The organism is Lentibacillus salicampi, assembly GCF_004565465.1.
GTDB lineage: Bacteria > Bacillota > Bacilli > Bacillales > Amphibacillaceae > Lentibacillus > Lentibacillus salicampi.
The window spans coordinates 14,995-37,855 of the sequence record NZ_SRHY01000015.1; the positions used below are offsets into that span (position 1 = coordinate 14,995).

The window sequence follows — 22,861 nt, forward strand, 5'->3', positions numbered from 1 at the left end:
ATGATGATTTGGTAACACTGTCCAAGTAGGCAGTTATTTCAAGGATGACAGTCTGACGGACTTATCGTGCGGAACTGTTACAGCAAAATCTGCATGCTGCCGGAAAGGTGTTATCATTGAATAAGTTAGCTTTATTGAGAAGGTCCATGATGTCGCTGTTATTTCTAGGGGCATTGTACGTAACATTTTCGTCCATTTCAAATGTTACCCTGACAGATGTGAAAGCCTGGGTAGTCGAAAATGAAACCGTATCGGCCGCCATACCACAAGGTGAAGCCGAACATAAAGAAGTAGCGGTAAAGGAAAAGGGATTGAATATTAAAGAACAACAAGAACGATATATTTCCAGCGAATATATTGAAGGACCGAAAACGTTGGAAGAGTATGTCAATACAGAGCAATATCCAAGTGCTACGGTTATGGCGACGGGGTATACTGCCGGAGTGGAATCAACCGGTAAAACGGCTGATCATCCGGAATATGGTATCACGTATTCAGGCGTACAAGTGAAACGAGACTTGTACTCTACTATCGCAGCTGATCTGGATGTTTATCCGCTTGGCACCATCATGTACATTCCCGACTATGGGTATGGCGTTGTTGCCGATAAAGGCGGTGCCATTAATGGAAACAAAATCGATCTCTATTATGAGACGGTTGAAGATGTGTATTCCGAATGGGGCAAAAAGGAAATTGAGGTTTATATTATTGAAGAAGGTGACGGGAAACTGACCGAAGAGACGTTGAATAACCTGAATGAAAACGAGTCGATGCAAGTCTTCCGGAACCAGATTACTGAAAGCTGAAGAAAAGCCGCTTCACGGTAAGGTGAGGCGGCTATTTCTAAAGGGAAGATATAATTTTAACCTCGCCACGGCATCGTTCGCTGTAGTATTTTTAATAAAACTGGAAAAGGAAAAAGGCAATGGCTATGCCGGATACCCCGCCGAAAAACACCTCAATCGGCTGATGGCCTAGAAGCTCTTTCAATTCTTTTCGTTTTTGATAAACTTCTTTTCGGTTCCAGTCTTTCGCACCTTCCATAAAATACTGGACATCCTCCACTAATTGGTTGACCACAATCGCCTGTTCACCCGCCTGTCTGCGAACCCCAGAAGCATCGAACATGATGATTACGCTGAAAACAGTCGATATGGCAAACATGACTGAATCTGCTCCTTCAGCAATACCAACACCAGTCGTCAGTGCCGCAACAGCAGCGGAATGACTGCTTGGCATACCGCCTGTTGAAAAAGCCAGACTGGGTTTAAACTCACGAGTCGCAACCAGCCGGATCGGAATTTTAATGACCTGCGCGAAAACAATAGCAGATAACGCTGCCCATAGCGGGAAGTTTGCAAAAAAGTCCATGAATGAAGGACATCCTCTCTGTCGTCTAAACCAAAACGACCCATTTAAATGTATAAAATCATTTTAGCATAATCAGGGTTTATTTTGACAAACAAAGCATGAACTGATTTGAATTGATTTTCCCGGTGGCATAACTGGTGCCGGCTAGGTCAGGAAGCTTTTACAGTTGATAGCCACCGTGATGGGACGCGCTTGACAAGGCTCACCATAAACAAGGCGGCAAGGAAGGCTAAACCTATATCCTTTACCAGAAAGGGGATCATACTGCTCCATGCAACACTGTAGGAAATGGTTAATTCGAGCCACGTATTCATGGCAGCATACATATAGGTAACCCCGATCCCATAATTAAAAGCCAGTCCAATAGCGGCTGCCAATCCGTACTTTGGAACGGAAGGTTTACTGCTTCGCTCAGCAATCAGACCTGTAAAAAACGCCACGACTATAAAGGAAATAATAAACCCGCCGGTCGGGGAGATCAGTTGCATCGGTCCAGCCTTCATTTGGGCAAACACCGGAACGCCTGCCATGCCGACTAAAATATATGTTATCATCGAAATGGCCCCAAGCCTTTTACCAAGCATCAGTCCAGCAATGGTGGCGAAAAATGTCTGCAGGGATAAAGGTACAGTTGCACCGCCGATCGGCAAGGCAAGGAATGGAAACCATACCGTAATGTTTGCCCCGATAGCCATCAGGCAAACAAAGACGGCGCCAAATGTTAAGTCAATTGTGCGTAGTCTTTTCAATCTAAGCCCTCCTCTTTATAAATGATCATAAATAGAATCCAATTAATTGTCAACCACTTTTTAAGTAGGTTGACAAGAAGGGTGGAATAGTGGTCACTTAGATGTGGTCAGCATCCCTTGGGCAGGAGTGAACATCAACGGTAGAGGGGCTGGTATCAATGGTGGAGGGGTGAAGATCAACGGTAGTGAGGCGGATATCGATGGTGGAGGGGTGAAGATCAACGGTAGTGAGGCTGGCATCAATGGTGGAGGGGTGAAGATCAACGGTAGTGAGGCTGGTATCGATGGTAGAAGGGTGAAGATCAACGGTAGTGAGGCGGATATCAACGGTAGAGGAGCGAACATCAGCGATAGTGAACCGAACATCGATGATAGGAGGGTGAACATCAACTAGGACGGTGTGGATATTCCCACATATACGCTCTCTATTGAACTAAACAAACATTCAGCAGGAAACTATACCTGCTGAATGAGCTTTCATTTTATTTTACGGCTGTATCAAGCGCAACTTCCATCATGTCGTGGAAGGTTGTCTGGCGTTCCTCGGCTGTCGTCTCTTCGCCTGTGAGAATATGATCGGATACGGTTAGAACCGTAAGTGCTTGACGGCTAAATTTGGCCGCAAGTGTATACAATGCGGTTGTTTCCATCTCGACTGCCAGAACATTGTATCGGGCCAGTAGCTCATTGACGTCTTTGGCATTATCCCGGTAAAATGTATCACTGGTGAATACATTCCCGACTTGTAAATTCAAGCCTTGTTCCTTGCCGGTATCGTATGCATTTTTTAACAATTCAAAATCGGCTAGTGGCGCATAATCAATTCCGTTGAAGTTCATACGGTTCATTTGTGAATCGGTTGTTGCGCCTTGAGCCAGAATAACATCGCGGACTTTGACATCGTTTTGGATGGCTCCGCACGTACCAACACGGATCAATTTCTGCACATCATATTCCTGAATTAACTCGTTCACGTAAATAGAGATGGATGGAACGCCCATGCCGGTCCCCTGAACGGAGATCCGTTCACCTTTATATGTGCCGGTAAAACCGTACATACCGCGTACCTGATTATATTGCGTCACATCGTCTAAAAATGTTTCGGCAATGAACTTTGCCCTTAGCGGATCACCCGGCAGCAAAATCTTATCAGCTATGTCACCTTTATTTGCACCTATATGTACACTCATGTTTTACGAACCTCCTGCATACAAATTCATTCAAAATCACGGTACCACATCGGCTGTTTAAAGACAAATTTCACGAAAATGACACAGGATTTGTTGCTTTTATATTTCAAAAACCGCCATTATTGTATATAATAATAATGTATAGTATTTCATTGTAAGCGGAATACATACGTTAGGAATTTATATTTTGGAAGGATGAAAATCAATGCAGGAAAAAACGTTCACAATCACAGCGGACACCGGGGTGCATGCACGTCCGGCAACATTACTGGTCAATAAAGCGGGACAATTTGAATCGGAAATCGAGATCTCATATAATGGCAAGGATGTTAACCTTAAATCGATTATGGGTGTCATGTCATTAGGAATCCCTAAAGATGCTGAAGTAAAAATTACCGCAACCGGCGGGGATGAAGCAGAAGCGATTAAAGGTGTTACCGAGGTAGTAAACGAACATCTTGGTGAATAATTGCCGAAATTGATCATACTTTCCCGACGCAACACGTGTCCATGAAATGGTGGAGCCAGGGTGAATGCCCCCTGGCTCCATTATCATTTTTTTAACATGTGATGTTTCGATTCGGCTCAACTAACATTCAGTGAAAAAACCGTTTCACAGAATGAAGTTTCGCTTTATCCCGCATGTAAAGGTCAGTAACCCGCCAAAGAGCGGTGGCTAACTGACCTTAAAAGCCCGATTCGGCTCAACTAACATTCAACAAGGAAAGATCGCCTTGTTGAATGAAGTTTCGCTTTATCTATAATAACTTTTTGTGTAGGTGTGCTGTTCAAGTTCTTCAATTTGTTTCAGGGACTGTTGGTTGTATGCAGAATCCTTTTGGGAAAGCTGCTCTTTTGCTTCGTCGACGGCTTTTTGCAGTGATGTTTGATAATCCGGTAATTCTCCGTCAAAGTTTTTAACGGCAGACTTGACGACATTCATTTTTTCATAATGTGCAAGAGCTTTACGTTCTTGAAAAACGACGCCTTCCGTCTCACCTGGATTATGCAGATCACCTTGTTTTGGATGTTGTGCAACGGCGTAAACTTTTACCAAGTAGCGTTCACCACGATCCTCCAGCACTTCACCTATGTATTTTCCTGAATTATATTTGACTTGAACAATGTCTCCAATGGAAACTGACATTTTTGGTAACCCCCTTTTCTACCATTGTGCCAAATTTCAAGCGTATTCAGCAATGGTTATGTTTCTGGTTTGGCTTGTATTTCAGGAAAGCTATAATAAAGGTAAAGGAAGTGATCAATCATGATGGAATTTTTGTATTTTCCGGAAGATAAATCGGAATATATTCCAGGTGTTATCATACTGATCATTTTTATGATCGGCGCGGTACTGACTATGTACTTTTTTATAAAGTATTCCAAAAAAGAAGCGAAAAAGGTTGATGAGCAATACGGGCAGGGAGAATATACAACTGAAGACCGGGAGTGAAAGCAGGCTTGTTTCAAAAATGGGCCTGTTTATTTTTAGCTGATTTGCAGATACTGAAAATAAATTATCTGCAAAGGAGCACCACTCATGAAAAGGGTATTATGTATGATTATGCTATTAGTATTTTTGACGGCCTGTCAGGGAAATAATGAAACATCGCGGACTGTCGATATGTATAATTCATCGGGTGATATGATTGGGACGGTCAAGTTAACAGAGGGAGATGGCGGTGTTGATTTTAAAATCAAGCTTGAAGGTCTTGAGGAAGGATACCACGGTATTCATGTTCATGAGTATCCGAAATGTGATCAGCCGGACTTCACATCTGCCGGCAACCACTTTAATCCTGACGGCAATCAGCATGGGTTGATGCATCCGGAAGGCTCACACCTTGGAGATCTGCCGAATATTGAAACGAATTCGGACGGACTCGTGGATGCTGAGTTGATGCTTCCAGAGGCAACGTTAATGGATGGGAAAAAATCACTCCTTAGCGGGGAGGGTACATCACTCATTATCCATGAGGGGCAGGATGATGGTGTTAGTCAGCCTGGAGGCGAATCCGGTACCAGAATAGCGTGCGGTCTTATTGCCAAGGATGAAAAGAAATCATCAGAAACACCAACAGATCCGACTGATTTTAATGAGAAACAGGAAGAATAATGGTTTATCGGAAAATGTGAATCGAACAGGGCGGAGAATCAGCAGAAGAGCGGGAGAATCGGCAGAAGGGTGGGAGAATCGGCAGAAGAGTGGGAGAATCGGCAGAAGAGTGGGAGAATCGGCAGAAGAGTGGGAGAATCGGCAGAAGGGCGAAAGAATCAGCAGAAGAGCGGAAGAATCGGCAGAAGGGCGAAAGAATCAGCAGAAGAGCGGAAGAATCGGCAGAAGAGCGGGAGAATCGGCAGAAGGGCGGAGAATCAGCAGAAGAGCGGGAGAATCGGCAGAAGGGCACAAGAATCGGCAGAAGAGCGCGGGAATCAGCAGAAGAGCGGGAGAATCGGCAGAAGGGCGAAAGAATCAGCAGAAGAGCAGAAAAACAGAGTTGCCGTCGGAATACTAACGAAAAACTAAAAAATGGTAAATGGGTGGACCCACATCGAAGTGGGTCCACCCTTATTTTGAAATTACTGGTTGTTCACGGCACTAATCAGCCGTTTGACACCTTTTTCAAGTGTTTCTCGTGGACAGGCAATATTCATACGCATAAATAGCTTACCTTCTTCACCATAATCCACCCCAGCGTTTAGTCCGACTTTGGCTGTTTCGTTCATAAATTTCTTTAAAGCGTCGCTGTCCAATTGTAGTTTGCTGCAATCGATCCACAGCAAATAAGTGCCTTCTGAACGCGTGACAGTCAGTATATCGGTTTTTTCTTCCAGCATCGAAGTGACATATTCCTTATGCTGTTGCAGCACACTCTTCAGCTCGTCCAGCCACTCTTCACTGTAACGGTACGCTGCTTCCAGTGCCGTATTGCCCATGGTGTTCAGCATGTTATGTCCTTGTTTCAGGAGCTGGCTGTCAAGGGTTTCCTTTGTCTTTTTGTCAGATGTGATAATATAGGATGCCTGCAGACCGGCCAGGTTGAATGTCTTCGATGGTGACATAAACGTTATCGTATTGGCTGCAATGTCTTCTGACAGGGAAGCAATCGGAATGTGCGTTTCACCTGGATAAATCAGATCGGCATGGATCTCATCTGACAGAATCAGCACATCATATTTCAGGCACAGCCGCGCTATTTCCTGCAGTTCCTCTTGTTTCCAGACACGTCCAACCGGATTATGCGGCGAGCACAGGATAAATGCTGAAATGCCCTGCTTTAGTTTTTCTTCAAAATCCGCAAAGTCAATTTGATAATAGTTGTCCTGTTTTTGCAGCGGGCTTTTTACAATTTTTCTGTCATGTGATTCAATCACGTTGTAAAAAGGTGTATAGACAGGTGTTTGAATCAGAATGTTGTCTCCAGGTTTCGTAAAAGCCTGAACGGCCATATGTAAACTGGCTACGACACCGGGGCTGAATGAAAGCCATTCTTTGTTTATCTTCCAGTTGTGTCGTTTGGACACCCAGTTGATGATTGGATTTTTTACATCATCATCAATAATGGTATAGCCAAAAATGCCATGTTCAGCACGTTTGATTAAAGCGTCATTAACCGCCTGTGGTGCTTTAAAGTCCATATCGGCCACCCACATAGGCAGCACATCATCGGATTGGAATACAGTATTCCGCATGTCCCATTTGACCGAGCGCGTGTTATTACGATTATATACATTTTCAAAAATTCCCATCGTTAACCTCCTTGTAAATTAAGTATAAATTAGGACCTGACCACTATTATACTGCAAAATCCAGAAAAGATTAACCGTTTGAGCATTCTTTTATCCCGCGTGTAATGGTCAGTAATCCGCCAAAAATGAAAAACAAAAGCGCAAGCGCCCGTTTAGCGACGTACAAACTGGAGCACTCCGCAATGAGATAAAGGAAACACGGTGAGCCTGTGGCGAACCGATGTTGACTTATCGTAGTGGAGGAGTGTGAAGTTTGCTAGTCGCTGGACGTGGCTGATAAGGCTGCCAGTTATTTACAGCAGTTTCAATCTGGAATTTCCCAGACAACGAAAAAAAAGCAAGGCATTCAGAATGCCTTGCTTACAGGGGGAATACGAGAAAGTCTTACATTTATAGTATTACCCGGTGATTAAAATGATAAACATAATCTAATAAAAAAATTTGAGATATTTTCTTCAAAAAGCGCTATCCTCGTTCACAGTATAATCCCGTGTCTTGTCGGGGATTTTGTCTTTTTACGCTTTCAGACGTTTCTCCAATTCCGCTTTTGCATCTTCAAATCCAGGCTTACCTAACAGGGCAAACATGTTTTTCTTATAAGCTTCAACGCCGGGCTGATTGAATGGATTAACGCCCAGCAGATAACCGCTCACGGCACAGGCTTTTTCAAAAAAGTAAACAAGATAGCCGAACGTGTAAGCATTCAGTTCGGGCACTTCGATCACAAGATTCGGCACGCTGCCGTCGGTATGAGCGAGCAACGTTCCTTGGTATGCTTTATCATTGATGTCATTCAGCGTTTTTCCAGCCAGATAATTTAGGCCATCAGCGTTTTCGTCGTCAGCTTCCAATGTCAAATCTTTTTTCGGGTTGATTACATGTAGGACGGTCTCGAACAGATCGCGTCGTCCGTCCTGAATATACTGTCCCATCGAATGCAGGTCAGTCGTGAAGTTGGCTGCCGCCGGGAAGATACCTTTCTGATCTTTCCCTTCACTCTCACCGAAGAGCTGCTTCCACCATTCACTGAAATACTGCAAATGTGGTTCATAGTTGATCAGCATTTCAATCGTTTTGCCTTTATTGTATAAAACATTCCGGACAGCCGCATATTGATAGGCTGGATTATCAGCAAGGGATGGCTCCGACAGATCGTTCATGGCGGTTTTGGCACCTTGTATGATGTCGTCGATGGATACGCCACTCACGGCAATCGGCAGCAGACCGACAGCTGTCAGCACTGAATAGCGCCCGCCGACATCATCAGGAATTACGAACGTTTCATACCCTTCTTGATCAGCCGCGGTTTTCAATGCCCCTTTTTCCTTGTCGGTTGTTGCATAAATCCGTTTTTTGGCTTCGTCTTTTCCGTACTTGTCTTCAAGGAACTTCTTGAAGATGCGAAAGGCTATCGCCGGTTCGGTTGTTGTACCGCTTTTGGAAATGACATTTATCGATACATCCCTGTTTTCAAGAAGATCAAATAATTCATGAATATAGGTGGAACTCAGATGATTTCCGACAAACAAAACCTGTGGTGCATTCCGTTGTTCATCAGCAAGCAGGTTCTGAAATGAGTGCGTCAGCATGTCGATGGCCGCCCTAGCTCCAAGGTATGAACCGCCAATCCCGATGACGAGTAGCACGTCTGAATTCTTTCTGATTGTTTCTGCCGCTGATTTAATCCGTCTGAATTCTTCCTGGTCATAATTTTCCGGTAAATCCATCCAACCTAAAAAGCTATTACCCTGACCGGATTTTTGGTGGAGCTTATCATGTGCCAATTCAACATATTCAGAGAGATAATCAAGCTCTGTGTGGTCAAAAAAATTCAACGCCTCATTATAGGAAAAGTTGATATGTGTCATGGTATCCTCCTTAAAAGGTTGTTCAAAAAGCCTCAGCATTCTATTTTACTTTACCCGATACAACACGGCTGAATCAAGAATGAACCATCTTAAAAAAAGAAGCTTTTTCACATGTAGTTACGAAAAAGCCTCTTGATTCGATCTTATTATTTTGGATCAACATTAAAATCTATGGTTGAAACGAATGAATAAAAGTGAGAACAATAAAGAAAGCTGAGGACAAGCCCACGGAAAGCGACGAGCAAAACTTCTGCCGAGTAAACTGCGAGTTGCGAGGAGTGCTGCTTCCCCGAAATAACTTCCAACACGACGAGCACCAAGTGTTTTTTCGTAGCGATCGCCTACATAAAATACTCTTTTTATTTATCAACCTTAGATTTTGTTTAAGAACCATTATTTTTTAAAATTTTCTTCGCGTTCTTCCGACTGTTTGATCCATTCGTCCAGTTTGTCTTTTAACGTATTGAAACCTGTATTTGCCTGATCCTGCTGTTTTGAGTCCTGACTCTTTTGGCTGGGGTTGTTCTTATTATCTTTGGGCGGCTCCTGGGTTGCACGGATTGATAGCGACACTTTATTGTTGTCAGCATTCACATTTAAGATTTTTACCTTCACATCATCACCGACTGCCAGGTAATCATGAACATCTTTAACATAACCGTGTGTTACTTCGGAAATATGAACTAATCCTTGTGTATCCTCATCGAGCGCGACAAAAGCACCATATGGCTGAATACCGGTTACTTTGCCATCCAAAATCTGACCCGCTTCAAAATTGTCTATCATGTTGAACACTCCTATAACTTATTCGATTATTTTCACACAATAAAACATTTTAGCATAAATACCGAATTCGAGCAAAAAATAGAAAGACTATTCGTGAGAAAGGTGTGACGGCACGGGTCGATCATCCGAATTCGCTTGTATAGGATAAAAAGAAAACACTGATAGAACGGATCTTGTAGGGAACGTACCAGACATGACCATCCAACATCTGTCCTCCCGAGAACCTTGAAGCCGGACAGGGGAAAAAGTGATAAAAAGCTTCTATTACCAGGCTGATAGTATAATCAGTGTATCGTCATTGTCAAGAATGATCTCCTGAGACGGATTCATCATCCAATTACCGTCACGGATAATACCGAGCAATAGCTCATGGTTGTCCAGGAAAAAGTCAACCCCCTCTCTAAACGAGCTCCCTTCCAGTTCCTCCGGCGTTTTGATATGGGAAAATTGCTGTTCGTTCAAAAGATTTAAGACGGTTTCGAACGGCCGTGTATATTTTTTATGAAAAAGTTCATGGTAGAATAATGTGCTCATAAAATCATTCGATCCGATGACAGTATCAGCACCGGCACGAATCGCGTTTTCAACCTGGCTGATGGTCAGGATTTCCGCATTGATGGGTATATCCTGATTGTTGCCGCGGACTGCTACGGTTGTCAGGATGGTGTCAATATCGGCTTTACGTTCTTTTATGGTAATATCGGAACTGATCATGACCGATTCAGCTTCCTCGATATTGGCCTGCACCAATACGGCATCCTCACTTGGATCACCATGGATATAATGAACTGGATAATGCCTGTATGGCAGCTCACTAAGTGTCCGGTCAATCAAAACCACTTCCTGATTCGCGTCCTTATCCGCAATCATCTCGACCAATTGTCTGGTCCGCTCATTCCAACCGACGATGACAATGTGATTTTTGCCATTAAATGAAACTTTTCCTTCTGACAAGTCGCTTTCATGGTTAATCGTTTTGGCTGCAAGCGTTGTAATATAGAATGTGAGCATTCCACCGCCGGAGAGTATCATTAAAATGCCAACAACTCTGCCTATGATTGTCAATGGAATGTAATCGCCATAACCCACTGTGGCGCCTGTAACAAATGCCCACCATACACCGTCAAACACTGTTGGAAATTCTTGTGGTTCAATTAGGTGGATGATGGTTCCGAAAAACAGCATCAGCACACATACGGCAAGCAAAAGCCTGACGACAACCGGCATCCGGTAGAAAATATGTTTGAAAGATTCAAGATTCATGTTTGTCACCTTTGCCTATAACAAATTTCACACCGTTAGTATGGGCAAAGGAAGTCATCACTTATACAGACCAGTCATTCACAGGTCTACATTCGTTTCGAGTGTTGACTGAATGCTTGCATAAACGTCCTGCCAGAAATCGGGGTTATCCCGGAATGTTTTTGACATGAAAAGGTACATTTCTCTTGCCTTTTCCTTATAGTCTTCATCTTCTTTGGATGGCAGTTTTTGTTGGGATTCATCCACAAACTGTTGTATTTTTTCAGCCCTCGGCCCCCATTTGGCAACCTCATTTCCATCTTCGTCAATAAAAATAAAGATGGGGATAGAACGGGAAGTGCCGTTTGTTAAATACTGATCCATCAGCTCCAGGTTTTGATCCCGTAGCAGAAGCTTAACCGGTGTATCCGCTTGTTCCGCCATATGAAGCAATACCGGGATATTCAACATGGCATCCCCACACCAATCTTCTGTGAGTACGATAACACGCAAGTTTCTCTCCGCCAGTTTTTGAGTAAATGCGTCGTTTTCAGGCGGAGTGAAGTGATTATAGATATGTAACAGGTTGTTTTTGTTTTCCTGCATGGATTCAATGTACGTATCAGGATCCATCCCTTTTTCAAACCATTGATTCAAATCCATAAAGTCTGCCACTCCTTTTTAAAATTTCTCCATAAAGTGTACCCAATTGCTGATATGTCGTAAACAAAAGTGCTCTCTAGCTCATGTAGGCCGCGCATTTTTTTGTGAAATCTGATATGCTTTAGCAGGATAATTGTCTGAGAACATTCGGTTTGGTTCAATTTATTAAGGAGGTATTGGCAATGGAACAAGGAAACAGGAAATTTTTGATGGAATTATTAAATACACCATCGCCATCCAGCAGTGAGATGGTGATTCAGAAAAAATGGATCAATTATGTGAAGGATTTCGCGGATGAAATCAGAACGGATAATGCCGGGAATGCGATCGGCGTTCTGAATCCGGATGCACCATTCAAGGTGCTGCTGGCAGGGCATTGTGACGAAATTGCGCTCGTCATTAATCGGATTGATGATCACGGGTTTTTGCACTTTGATAAAATGGGCGGCATCAACCCAAAAGCAGCGGTCGGCATGAAGGTTACGATACTCGGATTCAGTGATCAGGTGACAGGTGTGATCGGTGTCAACGCCCAGCATCATGGTGGACTGAAAGATGACTTCAGCCTGGAAGACTTGTTTATTGACTGTGGCTATAAGACAAAAGAGGAAGCCGAAAAACATGTGCAAATAGGGGACCTGGCCGTTTATAAAACAGACCCGGAAATCTTGATGGACCGCTATGTATCAGGACGCGGCCTTGATAACCGGACAGGCGCGTTCATCGTAGCTGAGGTCTTGAAGCAGTTGTCAGAAAAAGGCTGCAACGTTGGGGTGTATGCAGCCAGCACCGTCAACGAGGAAACGAATATGGGTGGTGCGTATTTTGCGGCAGCAGGTCTGGAACCAACCATGGCAATTGCCTGTGATGTGACGTTTGCGACCGATTACCCTGCCGTTGATCAAAATAAGCATGGTGACGTCAGACTTGATGGTGGCCCTGTACTTGCAAAAGGGGCACCGATAAATATTAAAATTAATCAATTATTGGAAAAAACTGCTCGTCAGTTGAATATGAAAGTCCAGTATGAACTGACACCACGGATGACTGGGACAGATGCAGACCGTATGCGGCTGTCAGGTCCGGGAGTGCCTGTGTCACTGGTATCCCTTCCATTAAGGTATATGCATTCCCCGGTTGAAACCGCCAGTCTGAAGGATATCGATGAAGAAATTGAATTTCTTGTAACGATGCTCAGTAGACTGACCGGTGAAGAAAGCCTGAACCCGCTTGACTAAAAGGTTGAACTTGTAAATGCCCCAAACCTGGTTCCAGGTTTGGGGTTTTTAAATCCTACGAAGTTTTGGTCGTCCACGATGTTTCCACTTCTCTTTGCTTTAAATACTTTTGTTACAGCTTCGTTTACATCAGAAAAACGAAGCAAGAGGTCTTCATTGGAAATATGTACCCAAGGAACAGAGAAAATGCCGTCATAGTTTTACAACGTTTAACCTGTTTCTGCCTTATCCCCGGTGGTCTTTAAGTACTGCTATGAACGCGCTTATTTCTAGTTCTTAATGCCTGTGTCAGATCTAATTCTGCATAAAATGAGAAATTGTTACTGGGTCATTTTGTGATTTTATATAGAAAAATCATGACAAATAGATTTAATGTGACAATTTACCTGATTTTTTCTATCTGTTCTATGAAAGATGTCGATGGGAATAAGGGCGGCCTTTTGGCTAAAAGACTGACGCAGGTGGTTTTTGCTACTTTTCATGTCCTGTTATTATTACAAAATGTGGTACTTTTGTTGATGTGAACTGAACGATGGTACAGTACTTTCCTATCAATTCCGAAAATTCAGATATAAGACGACACAAATCGACACATTTTTTCTATCATTTCTATTATAGTGACAGTAACATCATAGATTCATTCTTCATAAAAGGCACCGATGAGCCGACACGCATTTTTCTAGAAGGGGGGGCCGGTTGGCAGTTTATTAACCAAAAGGGGAGGAGAAACAATGCCGAGAAGAAAGCGTCGAACGAAAGCCTTTAGTATTGCAGCGTCCGCGTTAATGGTTTTTTCTTTGATGGCTCCTGGAAGTGCTTTTGCTGAATCTGTTGATCATAACAGCAAGCCGCATAAAGCTTTCAAAAACTCCCGGGAAATTGCTGCCGTAAAGGTTAGTGAACGGCTGCAAAAACAGTTTAAAGACAATGAAAAGGTAACTTTCCTTGTCAAATTTAAAGAAAAGGCTGATTCGAAAAAGGCGGCAGCGCAGGCCGGGAAAAAGGCTGAATCTGCCAATATGACCGCACAAAAAGCTGAATTTATGCAGCGTTCAGCGGTTATCTCTGAACTGAAGTCGACTGCACTTGAATCACAGCAGCATGTTAAGACTTTTTTGCAGAAAGAATCGGATAAAGGGAATGCAGCAAATGTCCAAACCTACCATATTGTGAATGGTATGGCTGTTACGGCAACCAAAGATGTTGCTGAACAAATTGCAAGCTTTGAAGAAGTTGAAAAGATTTTACCGAACGAAACACGAACATTGTTAGTACCTGAGACAAAAGATGCCAAGGCTCCTGAATCCGGGGTTGCCAACGTTGAATGGAACGTGGAGCGTGTCGGTGCACCGGAAACATGGGATATGGGCATTGATGGATCAAGCAGTGTTGTAGCAAGCATTGACACGGGTGTGCAATGGGATCATCCAGCACTGAAGGAAAACTACCGTGGATATGATCCAGCGACTGGTGAAGTTGATCATGATTTTAACTGGTTTGATGCAACAGCTGGCGAATCAGAGCCGTATGATGACCAAGGGCACGGAACCCATACCATCGGAACAATGGTCGGTCATGAAACGGATGGTGACAATCAGGTAGGCGTTGCACCGGGAGCGGAGTTCATTTCAGTAAAAGCATTCACGGAAGACGGCGGAACAGACGCAGATTTGTTAGAAGCTGCTGAGTGGATCATGGCACCGACCGATGCGGATGGAAACGCGCGTGCCGATTTAGCCCCCGATGTTGTCAACAATTCATGGGGCGGTGGACCAGGTCTTGACGAATGGTATCGCGATGTAGTGACTAACTGGCGGGCTGCCGGCATATTCCCTGAATTTTCGGCAGGTAATACCGATTTGTTTAACCCGGGCGGACCTGGATCCGTTGCGACACCGGCCAATTATCCGGAGTCTTTCGCAACAGGTGCAACAGATAGTGATGACAATTTAGCAAGTTTTTCATTGGAAGGTCCTTCACCATATGACGAAATTAAGCCGGATATTTCGGCACCTGGAGTTGGTATTCGCTCTTCTTTACCTGGTGACGGGTATGGTGCTATGAGCGGAACTTCAATGGCAGGACCGGCTGCATCAGGTGTCGCAGCCCTTCTGCGTCAGGTAGATTCGAACATTACCGTTGATGACATGGAGCAGGTTCTGATGGATACAGCTACCCCATTAACGAATGGTACGTATCCGGAATCCCCGAACAACGGGTTTGGATATGGTTTGGTCAACGCCTATGATGCTGTAAACGCACTACAAGACGGCATTGGTACGATTGAAGGCCAGGTATCGAAGCAGGGAGAAGATAATGAAGCTCCCGTATTCGATCATGCAGCACCGTCGGAAACCTATGCGGGGATGGATCTTGACCTGACGATTCAGGCCAGCGACAACACCAGCGTGGCATCAGTCGAACTTGAATACCAGGATACGGATGGCGAATGGCAGACAGTTGAAGCTGACCGTGTATCCGGTGATTTTCAGGAAGGCGATTATATAGCCACCATTCCAGGTGAGGAAATCACGGCAGATTCGCTGACATATCAATGGGTTGTCCGTGATTTCGGTGAGAATGATGTGACTAGTGAGGAGTATGTTATTGACGTACAACCGGGTATTTCAACAGGGTATGCAGAGGACTTTGAAAATGACCCTACAGGCTGGACATCATTTGGTGAAAATAACAGCTGGGAGCTGGGCACACCAACATCCGGTCCCGAAAATGCAGCATCCGGTGAGAACGTTTATGCAACCAACCTGGATGGTGAATATGGCAGTGACATGAATGCAACACTTGTTATGCCACCAATTGATATGCCTGAAGGAAATACGTATTTGCAATTCAATCAATGGCATGACATGGAAATATATGATTCCGGAAGAGCGTACGATTTTGCCCATGTATTTGTTTCAACTGACCAGGAAGAATGGACGCAGCTATCGGAAATAAAAGGTGAATCAGACGGATGGGAAAGTGCTGAAGTTGATTTATCGGAATACAGCGGCCAACGGATATATATCGGCTTTAATGTGACAACTGATGGAAGTGTGACACGTGATGGCTGGTATATTGACGATGTAGCACTGTCCGATACGTCTCAAAGCAGCAAAGTTTCATTAGGCAAAAACAAAGGAAACAGTAAAGCCAAAGGCAATAATGGCAGCAACAATCGTCTGTTTAATGGTATTCACAATGGAAATGGCCTGGGGCTGGGTGTTATTAAGGCAAACGAAAAAGCAGGATTAAAAGAAAAAGTGGATCCGAATAAGATTCATCCTGTATTGCCAGAAGAAAAAGATCTGCCTGAAAATGACGATGCCGTAAACCCGAACCTACTGCCAATCAGTGCGGAAGTTAGTGTACTGGAAAGCGGAAGGTCCGTCATGACTGATCCGGCTACCGGTGAGTACTCCATGTCCCATGCGGCAGGAACCTATACGCTGAAAGCAGAGTCATACGGATTTGCATCGGAAGAACAGACTGTCACTCTTGAAGCGGATGGTTCCGCACAGGCCAACTTCACACTTGATGAAGTTCCACAATCTACTGTTTCAGGTACGATTACGGATGAAGCAACAGGTGAGCCGATTAAAGGTGCGTCTGTTTTGCTTGTGGAAGATGCCAACGTCACCCCTGTCGAATCCGATGAAAATGGTGATTATTCGATTACAGGGTATGAAGGAAGCTATACGCTTAAAGTGATGGCAAAAGATTACTACAGTAAAGAAGTGGAAATTACGCTTGATGAAGATAAGGAACAGGATATCGAACTTGAACCGTTCTACACGTATCCTGGCGGAGAAATCGGTTATGACGACGGCACTGCTGAGAATGCCCGGGCATATTACGACGCCGGCAACAAGTGGGCAGTCAAAATGTCGCTGCCAGAAGGAAAAGATTCAGCCGTTGTAACGGATGGTGTTTTCCAATTCCATGATACTGAGTTCCCTGACCCCGGTGGAACTGAATTCGCGGTTGAAGTATGGGATGCAAAAGGAGATGACGGCACGCCGGGTGAAAAAATTGCCGGTCCTGTCGAAGCTGAAGCCATTCGTGATCTTGATCAATGGACAGTTGTTGACCTGAGGGAGCACAATATCACAGTTGACGGTGATTTCTATATGGTCTATGTTCAGACAGGCGCTAACCCGAACGTTCCAGGGCTTGCAACGGATGAAAGCAGCACGAACGCCGAGCGCAGCTATCAGCAAGTAAGCGGAACATGGTCACAGTCACCGGCGGATGAAGGAAACTATATGATCCGTTCCCGTGTCAGCTATGAAGTGGAAGCACCGGTCATTACGTCACCGGAGTCAGATCTGATCACGAACGAAGCGGAGACAACCGTTGAGGGCACAGCTTCACCAACGACAACGATTCAATTGCTGAATAACGGCGAAGAAGCCGGGACAACTGAGGTTGACGATAGCGGTGAATTTGCCATTCCTATGGAGCTCTCCGAGGGTGACAATGAATTGAAAGCAGTATCTATAATGGATGGTGCTGAAACAGGAGAATCCGAACCTGTAAAAGTGACCTTGGATACAGCCAGTCCGGAGATCACGATTGCCAATCCTGAAGACGGCGATAAAACCAATCGTGAAACCGTCACCGTCGAGGGTTCGGTTGACGATGCCAATTTGGACACCGTCGAAGTCAATGGGCGTGAAGCTGACGTGGCAGACGATGGATCCTATTCACAGCGAATCCTGCTTGATAATGGCGAAAATGAAATTGAAGTAGTCGCCAATGATTTGGCAGGGAATACAGCAACCGAAGCAGTCACCATTGATGTGGATTACGTCGCGCCAACGATTGAGAATCTCCTGCCGACAGATGATACGAATTTAGAAGCAGGAGAAAGTGTCAAAATCGAATTTGACAGTGAGCCTGGACAGAATGCTACATTCTCTATCCATATGCCGCTGACAAATGCCACAGCCGTTCAACGTACCAATGTGACCGAACTGCCAATGATGGAGATGTCTGACGGCCACTATGTCGGCTACTGGACAGCTACCAACAATGTTGTGGCAGAAGGTGCTGTCATTGAGGTAAAAGTTGCCGATGACTTTGGCAACGAAACACGCGAGACAGCTGATGGTCAATTGTTCATTAATGTGGACGGTGAATAATTAGGTTTTTGCATAAAAAATCCCCTGGGCTACACGGATGCAGTCCAGGGGATTTTCATTTACATAGTATTCACATGATCGACAGTAGACATGGAAAGTGTACAAAAAGTGCTGAGAAATGGCGTTCCAACTAGATCGGGAAAAAGATGACACACAAAGGTAAAGCATAACTATTGCCATTTTATCAGACTTGAGTTAGAATAAGTACACAACAACATATCGATTCCATCTTCGGGGCAGGGTGCAATTCCCGACCGACGGTAAGGAGCATGATTGCATGTTTCAAGTCCGTGACCCGCTTTGTCAAGGCATGGCGGTGGATCCGGTGTGATTCCGGAACCGACAGTTACAGTCTGGATGGGAGAAGATGACAAGTCGTGAAATTGGTGCAGTTTTGTACCTTGATATTTCCTGTGAATAATACCCTAAAGCCCTGAATAGGTTTTAGGGTTTTTATAGTTGTGCTGATACGATGTTATCTGGGATTTAATCAAATTGATGGCATGGCGACAACACCACTACTTACGTATTACTGCAGGAAACGGCTTATCCTTCATCAGACAGAGATGTGAATCGATCAGGATGAGGGAGGATAATGATGATGCAGAGGAATGCCCAATCATCAAAACTATTGAAAACAATTATACTGGCGCTGCTTGGAACAATTTCATTGGTACTGTTTTTCTTAAATTTCCCATTGCCGTTCCTGCCGCCTTATTTAAAAATTGACTTCAGTGAAGTACCTGCACTGATCGCAGCACTTATTTTTTCACCATTGGCTGGGGTGGTTGTTGAGGGGATTAAGAACCTACTGTATCTGCTTGTTTCAGGTGCGGCCGATCCGATTGGTGTGGCAGCAAACTTCCTGGCGGGAGTGATGTTTATTGCACCTGTGGCCATCCTTTATCATAAATTTAAGGGTGTTAAAAGTATTATCTCGGGTCTGGTAACCGGAACAATGGTTATGGCAATCGGCATGAGTGTGCTGAACTATTACGTGGTTCTGCCGGCATATGCCTGGTTTATCGGAGCTCCTGAAATGGCGGGAGCTACTGCGAAATGGGTGGCAGTCTCAGCAGGCGTCTTGCCGTTTAATCTTCTAAAAGGCGTTATTGTTGGCCTGTTGTTTATCCCGTTATTTATTAAAATGAAGGCTTGGATAGAACAAAAACAAGCGAATCTCGCAGCATAGCTTAAGTGGGAGAGTCTTTAAGGATAAAGACTCTCCCTTTTTAATTGTTTTTTGGAAACGAATCAGCGGTAGGTGCGTGGGCATCGATGGTAGGAGAGCTGGTATCAAAGGAAGAGGGGCGCATATCGAGGGTGAAACGGGCTGGTATCAACGGAAGAGGGGCGCATATCGAGGGTGAACGGGCTGATATCAATGGTATGAGCGGAACATCAAAGGTAGAGGCACACACATCAAAGGTAGAGGCACAAACATCAACGGTAGAAGTGCAATCATCAATGGTAAACCCGCAAACATCGACGACACCCCCAGCCATCAAAAAAGACTGTCCCTTTAGACAGTCCTTCATGATTGTTCGTCAACACGGTATCTTGCTGTGGGCTCTGCTTCAAGCCGTTTTTCCGGTATGGGTTTTCCAGATTTTTCGCTTAATCCAAATGTTCCGTTTTCAATCCGTTCCAAGGCGTCATCTATTTCCTTTAATTGTTCAGCTCTGTCCATGTTAAGGCCGGCTTGCCGTTCCTGTTCGAATTGTTCAGTTCCCATATCTCCCGGATGGTTATCATAATCGGCTAGGTCGCCGGTCACATCATTTGGGCTGGATCCAATACCTGCCTCCATTTTCGCTTCGGTATCTTGTTTCATTTTCAGCAACCGTTTTTTAAATTCTTCTGTGTTTAGCATTGGAAAGACTCCTTTCGATTACTTGTGAACAATAGCAATCGTACAGCGAGATGTACATATCAGATGATCATGCTCATCGGTTATACGGATGCCCCATACCATTGTTTTTTTGCCTTTATGAATTGGTTCTGCCGTTGCTGTCACGGTGCCTTCGCGCTTGCTTTTAATGTGATTGGCATTAATTTCTATGCCGAATACGTTGAATTTTTCAAGGTCGGCATTTAAAGTGGCGCCCACGCTGGCGGCTGTTTCAGCCAGGGCGACATTTGCGCCCCCGTGCAGAAAACCGGCCGGTTGAAGTGTTCGGCGGTCAACAGGCATCTTCATGACGACCCGATCTTCATCGAGTGTCACCGTCTCAATTCCAAGCGACTCCATTAATGTGTTTTCAAATGCCATTTATTGTCCTCTCCTTCAATCAGAAAAAGTTGCTGACCAACAGTGAAACGCCAAGCAGCAATCCATATAGTGTGTTGGTCTTGCCTGTTGCAGCCATGGCTGGCATCATTTCCAGAGGCTTTGTTTTGCCACGGAATTTCTTGATGACATCTGCGGCTTTAATAATACTCAAAAATGCCAGAATGGACCATATTGGTAGAACACCTGCAAAAATATAGAATGCTGTCAAAAAGTAGGCACTGCTGAACATGGCCGCCAGGAATCGTACAGCATTTTTCCTGCCGAGAAGGATGGCGACTGTTCTTCGGCCGTTTTCCTTATCGCCGTCCAAATCACGAATGTTATTGGACATCATGATGCCGCCAATAAAAATAGCGATTGGGATGGACAGCCAAATCACAGATGTTGTCAGTGTCTCGGTCTGGATAAAGTAACTGATGCCAATGATGACCGTTCCCATAAAGAAACCGGAAGAAAGTTCGCCGAATGGTGTGTAGGCAATCGGTAAAGGCCCTCCAGTGTATAAATATCCAAAAAGCATACATATTAAACCGATGGCAGCTATCCACCAGCTTGATTCGATGCAGATATACACTCCAAGCAGCATGGCGATACCAAAAAATGAAAGTGCCAGTCCAAGAACTTTTTTAGGGGAAATACCGTCACGGACAATCGTTCCACCGATCCCCACTGATTTTTCGTTGTCCAGCCCGCGCACAAAATCATAGTATTCATTGAACATATTTGTGGCCGTTTGGATCAGGATGGATGCTAGCAGCATGGCCAGAAATAGTAGTATGTTTATATGATGACCAGTAAGTGCAAACATCGTCCCGACAAATACTGGAATGATGGAAGCGGTCAGCGTATGTGGGCGCAACAGCCTCCACCATATTTGGAAACCGCCTTTTTCATTAAGTTCTTCTTTGATAGATGTTGTGGTACTCAAGGTTCCCCTCTCCTTTATACTGCGTGTTCAAAAAGGGGGATATAGTCTCTATCGACGAGTCATTTTCACCGGACTTTTTGAACAGCTCCTTTTACGTGTCTCTTTAAGTTTAGGCAATTCCCCGGAGGGTGTCAATCGGGAAAAGTCATCCAATGAGCAGGTTTAGGTGGATTTTCTTGAGGAACATGACAAAAAAGAATAAAATAGATGTGTTACATTGAAATGGTAGAATGTTTCGGAGGTTTATATAGATGATAGAAGTAAAGGAAACAACACTTCACACGTTGCTTGATCAAGCCGTAAATGAGGCGAAATATAATCATACAACACCATTATTAAGCATGACCAAAAAGATAGATGATTTTAATCCGCTTCTTTTCTTTGAAGCGGCTGAACAGTTACCGATGAACCGGACATTCTGGTCGAGTACTGCTGAAGCGTTTTATATTGTCGGTGTCGGCAGTGCCTATGATTTAGCAGACGGAGCAGATAGTATCGAACAAATAGAGAGGAATTGGCGGAAACTGGTGGATGAATCAATCATTCATAACCCATATGGGACGCCTGGTACAGGATTGCTCACGATTGGCGGTATGTCGTTTGATCCGACCATCCGAAAATCAGAAAGATGGAAAAAATTCAGCCATCAGTCATTCCTTATCCCGGCATTGATGTTAACGAAGGAAAGAGATACTTGTTATGTAACGTTTAATATCCAGGTGACAGAAGACGATCATCCGGAACAACTGGCCAAACGGGTCAAATGGATGGAAAATAGGTTGTTCGACCATTCAGGTTACATTCACGGGGAAAACGGTGTTGAATCAACAGCGGATGTTGCGCCTGAGGAGTGGAAAGAGACGGTCAAACGTGCCACCGATTATATTAAACAGGACGATGCAGATAAAATTGTTCTTGCCAGGGAGTTACAGGTGAAACTGCGGGACAACGCTGCCATAACCCCGATCTTAAATAATTTAATTGAAACACAAACGAACAGTTATGTGTTTGCTTTTGAGCGTGATGGTGATTGCTTTGTCGGCTCGTCACCGGAAAGGTTAGTCAAACAGGAAAAAGATGTCGTTTTGTCCACTTGCTTGGCCGGAACAGCACCGCGTGGGGAAACGAACAAAGAGGATGACCGGATCGGCAATACATTGCTTCAGGATGAAAAAAACAGAAGTGAACATGATTTTGTTGTCCGGATGATTAGACAGTCTATGGAAAACTATTGCCTCGCCGTTGACGTGCCGGATAAGCCGGTTCTATATCCGTTGAAGAATTTGCAGCATTTGTATACACCTGTAACAGCGAGATTGAAAGAAGGCTACAGTATTTTTGACATTGTTGGAAAGCTGCACCCGACACCAGCGCTCGGGGGTGTTCCGCGGGAAAAATCACTTGCATTTATCCGGGATCATGAACGGCTGGACCGCGGCTGGTATGGGGCACCTGTCGGCTGGCTTGACAGTAATTCCAATGGCGAATTTGCGGTGGCGATCCGCTCCGGACTTATTCAGGGAGATCAGGCATCATTATTTGCAGGATGTGGGATTGTACGCGACTCAGACCCGGAGGCCGAATATGAAGAAACGAAAATTAAATTTCTGCCCATGTTGTCTGTACTGGGAGGTTGAAC

The 22,861-nt window shown here is 44.5% G+C and carries 22 protein-coding genes and 1 riboswitch; of the genes, 10 read left to right on the forward strand and 12 right to left on the reverse strand.

Translation table 11 applies throughout. The annotated features are described in order from the left end of the window. Positions 1-149 precede the first annotated feature (149 nt). Positions 150-806, forward strand: coding sequence for a 3D domain-containing protein (locus E4U82_RS10295; protein ID WP_135110113.1), 657 nt, complete (start codon positions 150-152; stop codon positions 804-806). 91 nt (positions 807-897) lie between these two features. On the opposite strand, the gene E4U82_RS10300 is transcribed toward E4U82_RS10295, so the two are convergent. Beyond that, positions 898-1,371: a divergent PAP2 family protein gene (locus tag E4U82_RS10300; protein ID WP_135110114.1), complete on the reverse strand. Its 474-nt coding sequence runs from the start codon at positions 1,369-1,371 to the stop codon at positions 898-900. 149 nt (positions 1,372-1,520) lie between these two features. Further along, positions 1,521-2,120, reverse strand: coding sequence for a biotin transporter BioY (locus E4U82_RS10305; protein WP_135110115.1), 600 nt, complete (start codon positions 2,118-2,120; stop codon positions 1,521-1,523). Positions 2,121-2,223: 103 nt separating this feature from the next. Between E4U82_RS10305 and E4U82_RS10310 the strand changes: the two genes are divergently transcribed. Next, positions 2,224-2,514, forward strand: coding sequence for a hypothetical protein (locus E4U82_RS10310; RefSeq protein WP_135110116.1), 291 nt, complete (start codon positions 2,224-2,226; stop codon positions 2,512-2,514). A gap of 88 nt (positions 2,515-2,602) precedes the next feature. On the opposite strand, the gene deoD is transcribed toward E4U82_RS10310, so the two are convergent. Then, on the reverse strand, positions 2,603-3,310 hold the full coding sequence (gene deoD, locus E4U82_RS10315) for a purine-nucleoside phosphorylase (RefSeq protein ID WP_135110117.1): 708 nt from the start codon (positions 3,308-3,310) through the stop codon (positions 2,603-2,605). Between the two features lie 205 nt (positions 3,311-3,515). Between deoD and E4U82_RS10320 the strand changes: the two genes are divergently transcribed. Next, a complete protein-coding gene (locus tag E4U82_RS10320; RefSeq protein WP_135110118.1) occupies positions 3,516-3,779 on the forward strand; it encodes a phosphocarrier protein HPr in 264 nt (87 codons plus the stop codon). A 285-nt stretch (positions 3,780-4,064) separates the two neighbouring features. Here E4U82_RS10320 and kapB read toward each other — a convergent pair whose 3' ends face one another. Further along, positions 4,065-4,457 (reverse strand): kinase-associated lipoprotein KapB, encoded by a 393-nt coding sequence (gene kapB, locus E4U82_RS10325; RefSeq protein ID WP_135110119.1) that lies wholly within the window; start codon positions 4,455-4,457, stop codon positions 4,065-4,067. 120 nt (positions 4,458-4,577) lie between these two features. On the opposite strand from kapB, the gene E4U82_RS10330 reads away from it, so the two are divergent. From E4U82_RS10330 to E4U82_RS10340, 3 genes are all read left to right on the forward strand, one after another. Further along, the gene (locus tag E4U82_RS10330; protein WP_135110120.1) at positions 4,578-4,763 is read left to right on the forward strand and encodes a hypothetical protein; all 186 of its coding nucleotides are present in this window, start codon (positions 4,578-4,580) and stop codon (positions 4,761-4,763) included. Positions 4,764-4,850: 87 nt separating this feature from the next. Continuing rightward, complete coding sequence (locus tag E4U82_RS10335) at positions 4,851-5,426, forward strand: superoxide dismutase family protein (protein ID WP_135110121.1); 576 nt, start codon at positions 4,851-4,853, stop codon at positions 5,424-5,426. 69 nt (positions 5,427-5,495) lie between these two features. Beyond that, the gene (locus E4U82_RS10340; RefSeq protein WP_135110122.1) at positions 5,496-5,837 is read left to right on the forward strand and encodes a hypothetical protein; all 342 of its coding nucleotides are present in this window, start codon (positions 5,496-5,498) and stop codon (positions 5,835-5,837) included. A 53-nt stretch (positions 5,838-5,890) separates the two neighbouring features. Here the strand turns inward: E4U82_RS10340 and E4U82_RS10345 are convergent, their stop codons facing one another. The 5 genes from E4U82_RS10345 to E4U82_RS10365 all read right to left on the reverse strand — a co-directional run bounded on the left by E4U82_RS10345 (position 5,891) and on the right by E4U82_RS10365 (position 11,619). Further along, positions 5,891-7,060 carry a MalY/PatB family protein gene (locus E4U82_RS10345; protein WP_135110123.1) on the reverse strand — a complete coding sequence of 390 codons (1,170 nt, stop codon included), beginning with the start codon at positions 7,058-7,060 and terminating at the stop codon, positions 5,891-5,893. A gap of 515 nt (positions 7,061-7,575) precedes the next feature. Next, entirely contained in the window at positions 7,576-8,928 is a 1,353-nt protein-coding gene (locus E4U82_RS10350) for a glucose-6-phosphate isomerase (protein WP_135110124.1), read from the reverse strand. A gap of 393 nt (positions 8,929-9,321) precedes the next feature. Then, positions 9,322-9,714, reverse strand: coding sequence for a S1 domain-containing post-transcriptional regulator GSP13 (gene yugI / locus E4U82_RS10355; protein WP_135110125.1), 393 nt, complete (start codon positions 9,712-9,714; stop codon positions 9,322-9,324). A gap of 264 nt (positions 9,715-9,978) precedes the next feature. Beyond that, a complete protein-coding gene (locus E4U82_RS10360) occupies positions 9,979-10,977 on the reverse strand; it encodes a potassium channel family protein (RefSeq protein WP_135110126.1) in 999 nt (332 codons plus the stop codon). 78 nt (positions 10,978-11,055) lie between these two features. Further along, on the reverse strand, positions 11,056-11,619 hold the full coding sequence (locus tag E4U82_RS10365; protein WP_135110127.1) for a thioredoxin family protein: 564 nt from the start codon (positions 11,617-11,619) through the stop codon (positions 11,056-11,058). Between the two features lie 182 nt (positions 11,620-11,801). Here E4U82_RS10365 and E4U82_RS10370 point away from each other — a divergent pair, with 182 nt between their 5' ends. The 3 genes from E4U82_RS10370 (at position 11,802) to E4U82_RS10380 (ending at position 19,193) form a co-directional block, all read left to right on the forward strand. After that, positions 11,802-12,857: a M20/M25/M40 family metallo-hydrolase gene (locus E4U82_RS10370; RefSeq protein WP_135110128.1), complete on the forward strand. Its 1,056-nt coding sequence runs from the start codon at positions 11,802-11,804 to the stop codon at positions 12,855-12,857. Positions 12,858-13,588: 731 nt separating this feature from the next. Then, the gene (locus E4U82_RS10375) at positions 13,589-18,001 is read left to right on the forward strand and encodes a S8 family peptidase (protein WP_135110129.1); all 4,413 of its coding nucleotides are present in this window, start codon (positions 13,589-13,591) and stop codon (positions 17,999-18,001) included. Positions 18,002-18,224: 223 nt separating this feature from the next. Further along, positions 18,225-18,374, forward strand: a riboswitch (FMN riboswitch). A 228-nt stretch (positions 18,375-18,602) separates the two neighbouring features. After that, entirely contained in the window at positions 18,603-19,193 is a 591-nt protein-coding gene (locus E4U82_RS10380; RefSeq protein WP_135110152.1) for an ECF transporter S component, read from the forward strand. Positions 19,194-19,535: 342 nt separating this feature from the next. On the opposite strand, the gene E4U82_RS10385 is transcribed toward E4U82_RS10380, so the two are convergent. Genes E4U82_RS10385 through E4U82_RS10395 form a run of 3 tightly spaced genes read right to left on the reverse strand, consistent with a single transcriptional unit; the run spans position 19,536 to position 21,222 of the window. Continuing rightward, complete coding sequence (locus E4U82_RS10385; protein ID WP_135110130.1) at positions 19,536-19,874, reverse strand: TraR/DksA C4-type zinc finger protein; 339 nt, start codon at positions 19,872-19,874, stop codon at positions 19,536-19,538. Between the two features lie 18 nt (positions 19,875-19,892). Further along, positions 19,893-20,273: a hotdog fold thioesterase gene (locus tag E4U82_RS10390; RefSeq protein ID WP_135110131.1), complete on the reverse strand. Its 381-nt coding sequence runs from the start codon at positions 20,271-20,273 to the stop codon at positions 19,893-19,895. Between the two features lie 19 nt (positions 20,274-20,292). Beyond that, on the reverse strand, positions 20,293-21,222 hold the full coding sequence (locus tag E4U82_RS10395) for a 1,4-dihydroxy-2-naphthoate polyprenyltransferase (RefSeq protein WP_135110132.1): 930 nt from the start codon (positions 21,220-21,222) through the stop codon (positions 20,293-20,295). A 251-nt stretch (positions 21,223-21,473) separates the two neighbouring features. On the opposite strand from E4U82_RS10395, the gene E4U82_RS10400 reads away from it, so the two are divergent. After that, positions 21,474-22,859, forward strand: a complete 1,386-nt coding sequence (locus tag E4U82_RS10400) for an isochorismate synthase (protein ID WP_135110133.1) — start codon at positions 21,474-21,476, stop codon at positions 22,857-22,859. Positions 22,860-22,861: the final 2 nt, after the last annotated feature.

Coding starts and splice junctions, on each gene's coding strand:
- E4U82_RS10295 (WP_135110113.1), top strand. CDS start 150: ATGTCGCTGTTATTTCTAGGGGCATTGTACGTAACATTTTCGTCCATT.
- E4U82_RS10300 (WP_135110114.1), bottom strand. CDS start 1,371: ATGGACTTTTTTGCAAACTTCCCGCTATGGGCAGCGTTATCTGCTATT.
- deoD (WP_135110117.1), bottom strand. CDS start 3,310: ATGAGTGTACATATAGGTGCAAATAAAGGTGACATAGCTGATAAGATT.
- E4U82_RS10320 (WP_135110118.1), top strand. CDS start 3,516: ATGCAGGAAAAAACGTTCACAATCACAGCGGACACCGGGGTGCATGCA.
- kapB (WP_135110119.1), bottom strand. CDS start 4,457: ATGTCAGTTTCCATTGGAGACATTGTTCAAGTCAAATATAATTCAGGA.
- E4U82_RS10330 (WP_135110120.1), top strand. CDS start 4,578: ATGATGGAATTTTTGTATTTTCCGGAAGATAAATCGGAATATATTCCA.
- E4U82_RS10335 (WP_135110121.1), top strand. CDS start 4,851: ATGAAAAGGGTATTATGTATGATTATGCTATTAGTATTTTTGACGGCC.
- E4U82_RS10345 (WP_135110123.1), bottom strand. CDS start 7,060: ATGGGAATTTTTGAAAATGTATATAATCGTAATAACACGCGCTCGGTC.
- E4U82_RS10350 (WP_135110124.1), bottom strand. CDS start 8,928: ATGACACATATCAACTTTTCCTATAATGAGGCGTTGAATTTTTTTGAC.
- yugI (WP_135110125.1), bottom strand. CDS start 9,714: ATGATAGACAATTTTGAAGCGGGTCAGATTTTGGATGGCAAAGTAACC.
- E4U82_RS10360 (WP_135110126.1), bottom strand. CDS start 10,977: ATGAATCTTGAATCTTTCAAACATATTTTCTACCGGATGCCGGTTGTC.
- E4U82_RS10365 (WP_135110127.1), bottom strand. CDS start 11,619: ATGGATTTGAATCAATGGTTTGAAAAAGGGATGGATCCTGATACGTAC.
- E4U82_RS10370 (WP_135110128.1), top strand. CDS start 11,802: ATGGAACAAGGAAACAGGAAATTTTTGATGGAATTATTAAATACACCA.
- E4U82_RS10375 (WP_135110129.1), top strand. CDS start 13,589: ATGCCGAGAAGAAAGCGTCGAACGAAAGCCTTTAGTATTGCAGCGTCC.
- E4U82_RS10380 (WP_135110152.1), top strand. CDS start 18,603: ATGCAGAGGAATGCCCAATCATCAAAACTATTGAAAACAATTATACTG.
- E4U82_RS10385 (WP_135110130.1), bottom strand. CDS start 19,874: ATGCTAAACACAGAAGAATTTAAAAAACGGTTGCTGAAAATGAAACAA.
- E4U82_RS10390 (WP_135110131.1), bottom strand. CDS start 20,273: ATGGCATTTGAAAACACATTAATGGAGTCGCTTGGAATTGAGACGGTG.
- E4U82_RS10400 (WP_135110133.1), top strand. CDS start 21,474: ATGATAGAAGTAAAGGAAACAACACTTCACACGTTGCTTGATCAAGCC.